Annotated in this window: 16 protein-coding genes; 6 read left to right on the top strand and 10 right to left on the bottom strand. The window is 65.1% G+C overall.

Features of this window, described 5'->3' with window-relative positions; all coding sequences use genetic code 11:
* Positions 1 to 38: 38 nt before the first annotated feature.
* The 9 genes from G1E_RS10270 to nrdR form a co-directional block, all read right to left on the bottom strand.
* Positions 39 to 782 carry an ABC transporter substrate-binding protein gene (locus G1E_RS10270; RefSeq protein WP_009685717.1) on the bottom strand — a complete coding sequence of 248 codons (744 nt, stop codon included), beginning with the start codon at positions 780 to 782 and terminating at the stop codon, positions 39 to 41.
* A gap of 16 nt (positions 783 to 798) precedes the next feature.
* Positions 799 to 1,302: a phosphatidylglycerophosphatase A gene (locus G1E_RS10265; RefSeq protein ID WP_009685716.1), complete on the bottom strand. Its 504-nt coding sequence runs from the start codon at positions 1,300 to 1,302 to the stop codon at positions 799 to 801.
* Positions 1,299 to 2,267 carry a thiamine-phosphate kinase gene (gene thiL / locus G1E_RS10260; RefSeq protein WP_009685715.1) on the bottom strand — a complete coding sequence of 323 codons (969 nt, stop codon included), beginning with the start codon at positions 2,265 to 2,267 and terminating at the stop codon, positions 1,299 to 1,301. Before thiL ends, G1E_RS10265 begins: the two co-directional genes overlap by 4 nt.
* 18 nt (positions 2,268 to 2,285) lie before the next feature.
* Complete coding sequence (nusB, locus tag G1E_RS10255) at positions 2,286 to 2,786, bottom strand: transcription antitermination factor NusB (protein WP_009685714.1); 501 nt, start codon at positions 2,784 to 2,786, stop codon at positions 2,286 to 2,288.
* Complete coding sequence (ribE, locus tag G1E_RS10250; RefSeq protein ID WP_003255395.1) at positions 2,783 to 3,259, bottom strand: 6,7-dimethyl-8-ribityllumazine synthase; 477 nt, start codon at positions 3,257 to 3,259, stop codon at positions 2,783 to 2,785. Before ribE ends, nusB begins: the two co-directional genes overlap by 4 nt.
* 91 nt (positions 3,260 to 3,350) lie before the next feature.
* Entirely contained in the window at positions 3,351 to 4,442 is a 1,092-nt protein-coding gene (ribBA, locus tag G1E_RS10245; protein ID WP_009685713.1) for a bifunctional 3,4-dihydroxy-2-butanone-4-phosphate synthase/GTP cyclohydrolase II, read from the bottom strand.
* Between the two features lie 18 nt (positions 4,443 to 4,460).
* Positions 4,461 to 5,126, bottom strand: a complete 666-nt coding sequence (locus G1E_RS10240; protein ID WP_009685712.1) for a riboflavin synthase — start codon at positions 5,124 to 5,126, stop codon at positions 4,461 to 4,463.
* Between the two features lie 41 nt (positions 5,127 to 5,167).
* The gene (gene ribD, locus G1E_RS10235) at positions 5,168 to 6,298 is read right to left on the bottom strand and encodes a bifunctional diaminohydroxyphosphoribosylaminopyrimidine deaminase/5-amino-6-(5-phosphoribosylamino)uracil reductase RibD (protein ID WP_009685711.1); all 1,131 of its coding nucleotides are present in this window, start codon (positions 6,296 to 6,298) and stop codon (positions 5,168 to 5,170) included.
* Between the two features lie 2 nt (positions 6,299 to 6,300).
* Positions 6,301 to 6,765: a transcriptional regulator NrdR gene (gene nrdR / locus G1E_RS10230; protein ID WP_009685710.1), complete on the bottom strand. Its 465-nt coding sequence runs from the start codon at positions 6,763 to 6,765 to the stop codon at positions 6,301 to 6,303.
* Between the two features lie 106 nt (positions 6,766 to 6,871).
* On the opposite strand from nrdR, the gene G1E_RS10225 reads away from it, so the two are divergent.
* Genes G1E_RS10225 through trxA form a run of 3 tightly spaced genes read left to right on the top strand, consistent with a single transcriptional unit; the run spans position 6,872 to position 8,888 of the window.
* A complete protein-coding gene (locus G1E_RS10225; RefSeq protein WP_009685709.1) occupies positions 6,872 to 7,324 on the top strand; it encodes a YbaY family lipoprotein in 453 nt (150 codons plus the stop codon).
* The gene (locus tag G1E_RS10220) at positions 7,325 to 7,984 is read left to right on the top strand and encodes a methyltransferase (protein ID WP_009685708.1); all 660 of its coding nucleotides are present in this window, start codon (positions 7,325 to 7,327) and stop codon (positions 7,982 to 7,984) included. It begins immediately after the preceding gene.
* Positions 7,985 to 8,015: 31 nt separating this feature from the next.
* Positions 8,016 to 8,888, top strand: coding sequence for a thioredoxin (trxA, locus tag G1E_RS10215; protein ID WP_009685707.1), 873 nt, complete (start codon positions 8,016 to 8,018; stop codon positions 8,886 to 8,888).
* Between the two features lie 75 nt (positions 8,889 to 8,963).
* On the opposite strand, the gene G1E_RS10210 is transcribed toward trxA, so the two are convergent.
* Positions 8,964 to 9,308 (bottom strand): hypothetical protein, encoded by a 345-nt coding sequence (locus G1E_RS10210; protein ID WP_033690952.1) that lies wholly within the window; start codon positions 9,306 to 9,308, stop codon positions 8,964 to 8,966.
* A 128-nt stretch (positions 9,309 to 9,436) separates the two neighbouring features.
* Here G1E_RS10210 and G1E_RS10205 point away from each other — a divergent pair, with 128 nt between their 5' ends.
* From G1E_RS10205 to G1E_RS10195, 3 genes are read left to right on the top strand one after another with little or no spacing between them, the layout of a single operon-like run.
* Positions 9,437 to 10,018, top strand: coding sequence for a DUF2796 domain-containing protein (locus tag G1E_RS10205; protein WP_009685705.1), 582 nt, complete (start codon positions 9,437 to 9,439; stop codon positions 10,016 to 10,018).
* Position 10,019: 1 nt separating this feature from the next.
* The gene (locus tag G1E_RS10200) at positions 10,020 to 10,730 is read left to right on the top strand and encodes an ABC transporter ATP-binding protein (protein ID WP_009685704.1); all 711 of its coding nucleotides are present in this window, start codon (positions 10,020 to 10,022) and stop codon (positions 10,728 to 10,730) included.
* Entirely contained in the window at positions 10,730 to 11,995 is a 1,266-nt protein-coding gene (locus tag G1E_RS10195; protein WP_009685703.1) for an ABC transporter permease, read from the top strand. Before G1E_RS10200 ends, G1E_RS10195 begins: the two co-directional genes overlap by 1 nt.
* The last annotated feature ends 55 nt before the right edge of the window (positions 11,996 to 12,050 follow it).

Here is a 12,050-nt window from a genome sequence, read left to right as displayed (position 1 = left end):
ATCGAAAAGTTCGATACTTAGGCCAGGCAGGCCCGGCCTCAGTGCGGTTTGCTATCCGCAGTAAACGGATACGGTTGCCGCCAGTGCTCGAAAATCGGCTTCAGCTCGCCACTGCGTACCAGCTCGGCCATGCGCTTGTCGAACAGGTCGCGCAGGGCCTTGGCCTGGTCGTTGCGGGCAAAGGCCAGGTACAGCGGCAGCTCGGCCACGTGGGTGCGGCGAAAGCGTTCGGGCTGGGATGCCTGGTTCAGTACGTAATCGACTTCAGTCTGGGAATCGATGTAGAAGTCCACACGGTCATGCTCCAGCATCGGCAGAATGCCTTCGCGGCGCTGGATTTCACGGAACTCATGCACATCGGGCAAGTAGCTGCCGTAGTCGTAGCCACGTACCCAGGCCAAGCGGTACTTGCCCACATTCTGCGACGTGGGCACAGGCTTGCTGGCCAGCCCCAGCGCATAGATATGATCCATATCGAAGTGCCAGCGCGGGTACAGGTTGTCGCCGTTCTCTTCCTTGTAGGAGCCGACCCAGGCATCCGCCTCGCCACGTTTCACCAGCCCGACCGCGCGGCTGTAGGGTGCGCTTTGGGTCACCACCTTGACCCCGGCCGGCTCGAACACCTTGCGCAGAACGTCCCAGGCAACGCCGGTACCGTCAGCATTGGTGTAGTCGATCCACTCCTCGCTGACCAGCTGGATCTGCTTTGGCAGGCCTTCGGCAGCCACCGCCCACGGGGCGACACTCAGCAGCATCGCCAGCAGCACAACCCTCATGGCCATTCACGCGCTCCCTGTTTCAGGCAACCGCCCATACCAGAACCTGCATGCCCAGCCAGGCGAACACACCGGCCAGGATATCGTCGAGCATGATGCCGACGCCCCCGTGCACATGGCGGTCGATCCAGCGGATGGGCCACGGCTTGAGGATGTCGAAGAAACGGAACATCAGGAACCCCGCCAGCAGCCACTGCCAGCCTTCCGGCACCAGCCAGAGGGTGATCCACATGCCAACGATTTCATCCCAGACAATGCCTTCGTGATCGTGCACACGCAAGTCATTGGCGACCTTGCCGCACAGCCAGATGCCGAACAGCATGCTGATGCCCAGCAACAGCCAGTAGCCCCAGTCGGGCAGCATCTGCCACAGGGGGATGAACGGTATGGCCACCAGCGAGCCCCAGGTACCTGGCGCCTTGGGCAAGGTGCCGGAACCAAAGCCGAACGCGATGAAGTGCCATGGGTTGCGCCAGACCGAAGGCGGAACGAACTCCGCAGGCACCTGATTGGGGTGATCGGTCACGGTGTCTCCCTAAAGTGTTGATAGCCCCGCTGGGCGGGGGTGATGTCCTGGCCCTGTGCGTCGCGCAGGGTCACACCGCGACCTTGCAGCACACGACCAATGGTGTGTACCTCGATGAAGCCAAGCTCGGCCAGGGGCGGCAGTGCTGCAGGCGGCAAGGTGAAGGCCAGTACGTAATCATCGCCACCGGTGAGTGCTGCCTGCAGTGCCGCCTCGTGGCCGAGGAATGCCTGCAAGGCAGGAGACACTGGCACCTGGGCCAGGTTCACCTCAAGTGCCACCCCGGACGCCTTGGCGATATGCCCGCAATCGGCTAGCAGGCCATCGGAGACGTCGAGCGCCGCCGTGGCCCTGCCCCGCAGCCATGTGCCCAGGGTGAGCTGCGGCATCGGCGACCAGTAATGGGCCAGCAGCGGCTCGGCCAGCTCGGCAGGCGCCTGGCGCTCGCCCAGTACCAGCGGCAAGGCACCGGCGGCCTTGCCCAGGGTGCCGCCAACACACAGCAAGTCGCCTGGCCGCGCACCGCTGCGGCGCAACGCCTGGCCAGCCGGCACCCGGCCGAACACGGTCACGGTGATGCTCAATGGGCCACGGGTGGTGTCGCCGCCAATCAGGCTCATGCGGCAGCGGTGCGCCATGCGGCTCAGGCCGTTGGCGTAGGCTGCAAGCCAGTCCGGGCCAACGCTTGGCAGGGTCAGGGCAAGGGTGAAGCCGATCGGGGTCGCGCCCATGGCGGCCAGGTCACTGGCCGCCACGGCCAGCGACCGCTGGCCCAGCAGTTGCGGGTCGCAAACGGCAGGGAAATGCACCCCGGCCACCAGCGTGTCGGTCGACACCGCCAATTGTTCACCGGGGGGAAGGTCGAGCAAGGCGCAATCGTCGCCGATCCCCAGGGCCACGCCTTCGCCGCCTTGCGCGCAGGGCGCGGCGGCGAAGTAATGGTTGATCAGCTCGAATTCACCCATGGCCAGGCAGCGCCGGGATCAGCGCTTGTTCGCCTTGACTTCTGCTTCACGCAGGGACGGGGCAAGCTTGTCGAGCACACCGTTGACGAACTTGTGACCGTCGGTAGCACCGAAGACCTTGGCCAGCTCCACGCCTTCGTTGATGACCACACGGTACGGTACGTCGACGCGCTTGATCAGCTCCCAGGTGGACAGGCGCAGCACGGCCAGTTCCACAGGGTCGAGCTCGTCCAGGGCAATGGTCATGCACGGGGCCAGCGCTTTGTCGATTTCGTCCTTGACTGCCGGGACCCCATGCAGGATCTCGCGGAAGTAGGCACCGTCGACATCGGTGAAATCGTTATCCACCCGGAACTGCGCTTCGATCTCGTTCAGCGAATGCTGGGCCATGTGCCATTGATAGAGGGCCTGGGTCGCAAGCTTGCGGGCTTCGCGACGCTTGGCGCTCTTGGAAGGCTTGCCGGCATCCGCAGGTTTTGGATCGCGCGGGTTGAAACGATCGCTTTCGTCGCTAATCACTTGGCCTCCAACTGCGCCAGCAGGCTGACCATTTCCAGAGCGGACAGGGCAGCTTCAGCACCTTTGTTGCCAGCCTTGGTGCCGGAACGCTCGATGGCCTGCTCGATGGAATCGACGGTCAGTACGCCGAAGGCCACCGGAACACCGAACTCCATGGACACCTGGGCCAGGCCCTTGGTGCATTCGCCCGCCACGTATTCGAAGTGCGGGGTACCGCCACGGATCACGGCGCCCAGGGCGATGATCGCGTCGTAGGCGCCTTGCTGGGCGACCTTCTGTGCCACCAGCGGAATTTCGAATGCACCCGGGGCACGGATGATGGTGATGTCGCTTTCGCTGACACCGTGGCGAACCAGGGCGTCAACGGCACCGCTTACCAGGCTTTCGACAACGAAGCTGTTGAAGCGGCCAACCACCAAAGCATAGCGACCTTTGGGGGCGATGAAGGTACCTTCGATGGTCTTCAGGGTCATTCCGATATTCTCATATTCAAGAGCGAGGCCGCTTGCAAGCGGCCTCGACAGGGGTCTGGACTCGAGCTGGGGGCGTCATTGCCGCCTCAAGTCACTCGGAGGGCACGTATTCTACAACTTCCAGATCGAATCCGGATATCGCGTTGAACTTCATTGGCGAACTCATCAGGCGCATCTTGCGCACCCCGAGGTCGCGCAGGATCTGCGAGCCAGCACCCACGGTGCTGTAGGTGGTCGGTGCCTTGGCCGGTAGGTCGCCGGCGCTTTCGCGGATGTGCGCCAACAGCACGTCGCCGTCCAGCGGGTGGCCCAGCAGCAGGACCACGCCGCTGCCGGCTTCGGCCACGGCCGCCATGGCCGCGCGCAGGCTCCAGCGGCCCGGTTGCTTGACCAGCAGCAGGTCGCGCAGCGGGTCCATGTTGTGTACCCGCACCAGGGTCGGCTCTTCGGCGCAGATCTTGCCCAGGGTCAGGGCCATGTGCACGTCGCCTTCCACCGCATCGCGGTAGGTGACCAGGTTGAACTCACCCAGCTCGCTCTCTACCGGTTGCTCGGACACCCGTTGCACGGTGCGCTCGTGAATCATGCGGTAGTGGATCAGGTCGGCGATGGTGCCGATCTTCAGGCCATGCTCGGCAGCAAAGACTTCCAGCTCGGCGCGGCGCGACATGGTGCCGTCGTCGTTCATCACTTCGCAGATCACGCCGCTTGGCTCGAAACCGGCCATGCGCGCCAGGTCGCAGGCCGCTTCGGTGTGGCCGGCACGCGCCAGGGTGCCGCCAGGCTGGGCCATCAGCGGGAAGATGTGGCCAGGGCTGACGATGTCTTCAGCCCTGGCGTCCCGGGCAGCAGCGGCTTGCACAGTGCGCGCGCGGTCGGCGGCGGAGATGCCGGTGGTGACGCCTTCGGCGGCTTCGATCGACACGGTGAACTTGGTGCCGAAGCCCGAGCCGTTGCGCGGCGCCATCAATGGCAGCTTCAGCGTTTCGCAACGCTCACGGGTCATCGGCATGCAGATCAGCCCACGGGCATGCTTGGCCATGAAGTTGATGTGTTCGGGCTGGCAGCACTCGGCGGCCATGATGATGTCGCCTTCGTTCTCGCGGTCTTCGTCATCCATGAGGATGACCATTTTACCCTGGCGGATGTCTTCGACCAGTTCTTCGATGCTGTTGAGCGCCACGCGGCACCCCCTTCTCAATCAGGATTTCAAGAAGCCGTTGGCGGCCAGGAAGCTTTCGGTAATGCCACTGCCCTTGCTCGGTTCGGCGGCCTTGTCACCCAGCAGCAAGCGCTCCAGGTAACGGGCCAGCAGATCGACCTCAAGGTTCACCCGACGCCCTGCGCGGTAGTCGGCCATGATGGTTTCGGACAGGGTGTGCGGGACAATGGTCAGCTCGAACTCGGCGCCATTGACTTCGTTGACCGTCAGGCTGGTGCCGTCGACGGTGATCGAGCCCTTGTGGGCGATGTACTTGGCCAGCTCCTTCGGTGCGCGTACGCGGAACTGGATGGCGCGGGCGTTATCGCTGCGCGAGATGATTTCACCCACCCCGTCGACATGGCCGCTGACCAGGTGCCCGCCAAGGCGGGTAGTAGGGGTCAGGGCTTTTTCCAGGTTGACCTTGCTGCCGCTCTTGAGGTCGATGAAGGCAGTGCGCTTGAGGGTTTCGACGCTGACGTCGGCCCAGAAGCCGTCACCAGGCAGTTCCACGGCGGTCAGGCACACGCCGTTGACGGCGATGCTGTCGCCCAGCTTGACGTCACCCAGGTCCAGCTTGCCGGTTTCGACGTAGACGCGAACGTCGCCGCCCTTGGGGGTCAGGCTGCGGATGCTGCCAATGGATTCGATGATGCCGGTGAACATGGGGTCTTCCTCAAAACGGTTTGCACGGGGCAAGCCCGGTATTATACGCCGGGCGCCGGCAGGGGCACGGCTGTGACCCGCCAGTCATCGCCCACTGCGCGCATTTCGGTAATTTTCAGGCGCGGTGCTTCACTCATCCGCTCCATTGGCCAGTCCAGCAATGGGCGGGCATGGGAGCCGAGGAAGGTACCGGCGACGAACAACTGGTACTCGTCCACCAGGCCAAGGCGGGCAAAGGCACCGACCAGGCTGGCACCGGCTTCCAGCAGCACTTCGTTGACACCACGCGCGCCCAGGGCATGCAGCAGCGCCGCCAGGTCAACCTGGCCATTGTCACCCGGCAGGCAGAGCAGTTCGTGGCCGGCAGCGGCATAACCGGGGTCATCTGCGACAGCTGTTACCACCAGGGCCGGCCCGGCCTGGAAGAACGGCGCATCCAGCGGCAGGCGCAGGCGGCCATCGACCAACACGCGCAGTGGTGGGCGGCTGAGCGCCAGGGCGGTGGTTTCGGCATCCAGGCCCAACTCGCTGCCCCGTACGGTCATGCGCGCGTTGTCGGCCAGCACGCTGGCGGCGCTGGTCAGCACCACGCTGGAGCGGGCGCGCAGGCGCTGCACGGCCGAGCGCGCGGCCGGGCCGGTGATCCACTGGCTTTCACCACTGGCCATGGCGGTACGGCCGTCAAGGCTCATGGCCAGCTTGGCGCGCACGTACGGCACGCCATGCTCCATGCGCTTGAGAAAGCCCGGGTTCAGGGCGCGGGCCTCGGCCTCGAGCACACCACTGGCTACTTCGATGCCGGCCTCGGCCAGGCGCCGCAGCCCCCGCCCTGCCACTTGCGGGTTAGGGTCCTGCATGGCCGCTACCACCCGGGCCACACCCGCCTTGACCAGCGCTTCGGCGCACGGGGGCGTGCGGCCATGGTGGCTGCAAGGCTCCAGGGTGACATAGGCACACGCGCCACGGGCGCGTTCCCCGGCCTGGCGCAGGGCATGCACTTCGGCATGGGGCTCACCGGCGCGCACGTGCCAGCCCTCCCCGACCACTTCGCCGTCGCGCACGATCACGCAGCCTACGCGGGGGTTCGGGTGGGTGGTGAACAGGCCTTTGCGCGCCAGCTCCAGCGCACGCGCCATGTAGTGGGCGTCAAGAATCGCGGCTTGGCTGGGCATGTTCACTCTTTGGCCGGCTCGCGGGCCAGGCGGTCGATTTCTTCACGGAACTCGTCGAGGTCCTGGAAGCGCCGGTACACCGAGGCAAAGCGGATGTAGGCCACCTCATCGAGCTTTCGCAGCTCGGCCATGACCATTTCACCCACCACCAGCGACTTGACTTCGCGCTCGCCAGTGGCACGCAGGCGGCTCTTGATGTGCGCCAGCGCCGCTTCCAGGCGCTCGACGCTGACCGGGCGTTTTTCCAGCGCCCGCTGCATGCCGGCACGCAGCTTGTCTTCGTCGAAAGGCTGGCGCGTGCCGTCTTGCTTGATCAGCCGGGGCAGCACCAGCTCGGCGGTTTCGAAGGTGGTGAAGCGCTCGCCACAGGCCACGCATTCGCGGCGGCGGCGCACCTGCTCGCCCTCGGCGACGAGGCGAGAGTCGATGACCTTGGTGTCGTTGGCACCGCAAAAGGGACAGTGCATGGTGGCAGGCAACAAAAAAAGGGAGGGCCATGGTAGCGCATTGCACTGGCAAGACAAGCCAAAGGGGTTAACATCCATGGGAAATCTGCCCGTTAAGGACTCCTCCATGCACTACCGAGCGCTCGTCGTGCTGTGCTGCGCCGCCCTGCTCGCCGCCTGCGGCAGCGATAGGCCGAAGACCGATACCTCCGTTGCGCCGGCACCGGCCCGCGTGGCCAAAACCGCCGAAGCGCCCGGCCCGCTTCCGGCCTACCAGCGCGAGTTGAGCGGTACATTGCTGGAAATCCCGGCCGGCGCCGACGTGGAACTGGCGTTGCTGGTGATCGACGAACGCGACCGCCCGCAGCGCCTGCTGGCCAGCAGCAACCTGACCGCTACCGGCCAGGCCCTGCCCTACCAACTGCGCTTCAACCCCGAAGCCTTCCCGGCCGGCGCACGCGTGGAATTGCGTGGCCGCGCCAGCCGCTCCGGCCAGCTGATCATGCACCTGCCGCCGCTGCGCATCACCCAGGCGCAGACCCAGGCCACCGGGCCGCTACGTTTCGAGAAGGCGCCCTGAGTGGCGCCGCTTGCCCTGCAGCAGGCCCTCAGCGGCCTGATAGGTGAGGCGCGGCTGGTCGTCAGCGAACTGCCCGGCTGCGCCTTGAAACTGTGGCTGATCGACGACCAGAACATGGACCGCGCCTTCAGCAGCGACGAAACCCGGCGCATTCTGGAAGACCCGCCCTACTGGAGCTTCTGCTGGGCCAGTGGCCTGGCCATGGCCCGTTACCTGGCCGAGCGCCCGGAATGGGTGGCCGGCAAGCGGGTGCTGGACTTTGGCGCCGGGTCCGGCATTGCCGGCATCGCTGCCGCCCGCGCGGGTGCTCGGGAGGTGGTGGCCTGCGACCTGGACCCACTGGCCCTGCAAGCCTGCCGCGCGAATGCCGCGCTGAACGGTGTGCAACTGGGCTACAGCGACGACTTCTTCGCCGAGGACGACCGCTTCGACCTGATCCTGGTCGCCGACGTGCTGTACGACCGGGCCAACCTGCCGCTTCTGGATGCTTTTCTTGGCCGTGGTCGCCAGGCCTTGGTGGCCGACTCGCGGGTACGCGACTTCAGCCACCCGCTCTACCAGCAGTTGGGGGTGCTTGAAGCGCTGACCCTGCCCGACCTGGCCGAGCCGCACGAATTCCGCCGGGTCAGCCTGTACCACGCCAGCCGCGACACCTTATAGTGGTGGTATTCACGAGTTTGCGAGAAGCGCAATGAGCCAAGACACGCCTTACATTTTCGACGCTACCGATGCCACCTTCCAGCAGCTGGTGATCGAGAACTCCTTCCACAAACCGGTACTGGTAGATTTCTGGGCCGAGTGGTGTGCGCCATGCAAGGCACTGATGCCCTTGCTGGCGAAGATCGCCGAGGGCTACCAGGGCGAACTGCTGCTGGCCAAGATCAACTGCGACGTGGAACAACAGGTGGTCGCCCAGTTCGGCATTCGCAGCCTGCCGACCGTTGTGCTGTTCAAGGACGGCCAGCCGGTGGACGGCTTTGCCGGTGCCCAGCCGGAATCGGCGATCCGCGCCATGCTCGAGCCGCACGTGCAAATGCCTGCCGCACCGCAGGCATCGCCGCTGGAACAGGCCAAGGCGCTGTTCGCCGAAAGCCGTTTCGCCGAAGCAGAAGCGCTGTTGCAGGCCCTGCTGGGTGAAGACAACAGCAATGCCGAGGCACTGATCCTGTACGCCCGTTGCCTGGCCGAGCGTGGCGAGCTGGGGGAGGCGCAGGTGGTACTGGACGCGGTCAAGAGCGATGAGCACAAGGCCGCACTGGCCGGCGCCAAGGCCCAGCTGACCTTCCTGCGCCAAGCGGCCAGCCTGCCGGAGGTGGCGGAGCTGAAAAGCCGCCTGGCCCAGAACCCTGAGGATGATGAAGCCGCCTACCAGCTGAGCGTCCAGCAGTTGGCGCGCCAGCAGTATGAGGCGGCGCTGGAAGGGTTGCTGAAGCTGTTCCAGCGTAACCGCAGCTATGACAATGGGCTGCCGCAGAAGGCGATGCTGCAGGTCTTTGAACTGCTGGGTGGCGATCACCCGCTGGTTGGGGTTTATCGTCGCAAGCTGTCGGCGGCGATGTTCTGACCTGAAGCTGATGGCGAGGGCTTCGCCCTCGTTCGCGGGCACGCCCGCTCCCACAAGGTGGACCTCAACACCGGTTTATCCAACCCAGTGATAAACCGGTGCATCCCCACCGTTTTCCACCTTCACCTCACTGCTGTGGCGCAAACGCACCAGTAGCCGCTTGCCCGCCGCTGTACTGCCGGCCAGCCCTTCCAGCCGGTCGAGCAATTGCGGCCCGCTCATTTGCCCCGCCAGGCGCAACACCTCGCGCGCCGCCGTCCATTGCCCGTCATCCTGCCGTGGCGCAGCCACCGGGGCCGCCGCAACGGCATGCGCCGCCGCAGGTACCTCGGTCTGCCGCCCCAACTGCGTCCACTCTTCAGGCTCAAGCTCGATGGTCAGGTCCACCGGCCATTCCCCAATCTGTCCACGAATTCTCACGATGCATTCCTTGAGCAAGGTCGATGGCCCATGCTACCGCAAGATGAAACCTGCGCCATGCGGGCTGGCAGGACGCAGAAAAGTTGTTATAACATAACCCAATCATCCAGCCCGCCCCGGAGCCTCCCATGCGTCGCCTGTTGCTCGCCCTGCCCTTCGCTTTGCTGCCACTGGCCGTGGCCCATGCCCACGAAGACCATGACCATGATCACGACCACGCCCATGGCACCCTGGGCGCGCATGAACACGGCGTGGCCAAGCTCAATGTCGTGCTCGACGGCAATACCCTGGAACTGGAGCTGGACAGCCCCGCCATGAACCTGGTTGGTTTCGAGCACGCTGCCAGCAGCGACGCCGACAAGGCCAAGGTTGCCGCGGTGCGCCAGCAGCTGGAACAACCGTTGAAGCTGTTCGGCCTGGCCTCGGCAGCCGGCTGCAAGGAAGACCAGCAAGCGCTGGAAAGCCCGTTGTTCGGTGACGCCGCCAAAGCGGAAGACGACGGTGACGAGCATGAGAAGGGCCACATGCACAGCGATATCAATGCCCACTACCAGCTGACATGCGCCACCCCGGAGAAACTCACCCAGCTGGACCTGGCCCCCCTGTACAAAGCCTTCCCGGCCACGCAAAAAATCAACGTGCAGCTAATCGGCCCCAACGGCCAGAAAGGCGTCGAAACCTCGCCCGCCAAGGCCATGGTCGCGTTCTGAGATGAATCAGGCACTGATTGACGTGCAGGACCTGGTGTTCGCCTGGCCCGGCCAGGCGCCGCTGCTGGACATCCCGGCGTTTCGCCTGCAAGCCGGTGAGGCCCTGTTTCTCAAAGGCCCCAGCGGCAGTGGCAAGACCACCCTGCTGGGCCTGCTGGGCGGGGTGAACCGAGCGGACCAAGGGCGAATCCGGCTGCTTGGCCAGGACCTCGCCGCGCTGGGCCAAGGTGCACGCGACCGGTTCCGCGTCGACCACACCGGCTATATCTTCCAGCAGTTCAACTTGCTGCCCTTCCTGTCGGTAAGGGAGAACGTCGAACTGCCATGCCGCTTCTCCCGCAGCCGGGCGGAACGGGCCATCCAGCGCCATGGCAGTGTCCACCAGGCGGCAGGCGAACTGCTCGCCCACCTGGGGCTGGGCGACCCGGCACTGCTGGCGCGCCGTGCGGACAGCCTGTCGATAGGCCAGCAACAGCGGGTTGCCGCAGCCCGCGCGCTGATCGGTCAGCCCGAGCTGGTGATCGCCGACGAGCCGACCTCGGCGCTGGACGCCGACACCCGTGAGGTGTTCATCCGCCTGCTGTTCGATGAGTGCCGGGCCGCTGGTGCCAGCCTGCTGTTCGTCAGCCACGACCAGAGCCTGGCGCCGCTGTTCGATCGCCACCTGTCGCTGGCCGAACTCAACCGTGCCGCCAAGCCCGTGGAGGCCTGATGTACCTGCTCCGCCTTGCCCTGGCCAGCCTGGCCAACCGCCGTTTCACCGCTTTTCTCACGGCCTTTGCCATCGCCCTGTCGGTCTGCCTGCTATTGGCCGTGGAGCGGGTGCGGACCGAAGCCCGTGCCAGCTTCGCCAGTACCATCAGCGGTACCGACCTGATCGTGGGCGCGCGCTCGGGCTCGGTGAACCTGCTGCTGTATTCGGTATTCCGGATCGGCAACGCCACCAACAACATCCGCTGGGACAGCTTTCAGCACTACGCCCATGACCCACGGGTAAAGTGGGCGATTCCGATCTCGCTGGGCGACTCGCACCGCGGCTACCGGGTAATGGGCACCACTGCCGACTACTTCGAGCATTACCAGTACGGCCGCAAACAGCACCTGCAGCTGAGCCAGGGCCGCGAATTCGCCAGTGACCCGTTCGAGGTGGTACTGGGTGCCGAAGTGGCCGAGGCACTGCATTACAAACTGGGGGACAAGCTGGTGCTGGCGCACGGTGTGGCCGCAATCAGCCTGGTCAAGCATGACGACAAACCGTTCACCGTGGTGGGCGTGCTCAAGCGTACCGGCACACCGGTCGACCGCACCCTGCACATCAGCCTGGGCGGCATGGAGGCGATCCATATCGACTGGCACAATGGCGTGCCGGCACGTGGCGCCGGGCGCATCAGCGCCGAGCAAGCACGCAGCATGGACCTGCAACCTGCCGCCATCACGGCGTTCATGTTGGGCCTGAACAACAAGATCGCGACGTTCAGCCTGCAGCGGGAAATCAACGAGTACCGCAACGAACCGCTGCTGGCGATCCTGCCTGGCGTTGCCTTGCAGGAGCTGTGGAGCCTGATGGGCACGGCCGAACAAGCCTTGTTCGTGGTTTCGCTGTTCGTTGTGCTCACGGGCCTGATCGGCATGCTCACGGCCATTCTCACCAGCCTCAACGAACGCCGCCGGGAGATGGCGATCTTGCGTTCCGTAGGGGCCAGGCCGTGGCATATCGCCGGGCTGCTGGTGCTGGAGGCGCTGTCACTGGCGGCAGTCGGCATCGTCGCCGGGCTGGGCTTGCTGTATGCGGGTATCGCCCTGGCACAGGGGTATGTACAGGCCAACTATGGTTTGTACCTGCCGCTGGCGCTGCCGAGCGCTCATGAATGGAGCTTGCTGGCTATCATCCTGGGGGCTGCACTGCTGATGGGCAGCGTGCCAGCGTGGCGCGCCTATCGGCAGTCGTTGGCCGATGGCCTGTCCATACACCTATGAGTGCGCGTAATGATCAAACACCTCACCGCCTGCTTCGCGGGTAAACCCGCTCCTA

This window comes from Pseudomonas sp. TJI-51, from assembly GCF_000190455.2.
In the GTDB taxonomy this organism is placed as follows: domain Bacteria; phylum Pseudomonadota; class Gammaproteobacteria; order Pseudomonadales; family Pseudomonadaceae; genus Aquipseudomonas; species Aquipseudomonas juntendi.
Note: the sequence above shows the minus strand (reverse complement) of the source record. Positions and strands in the feature narration are given on the sequence as shown.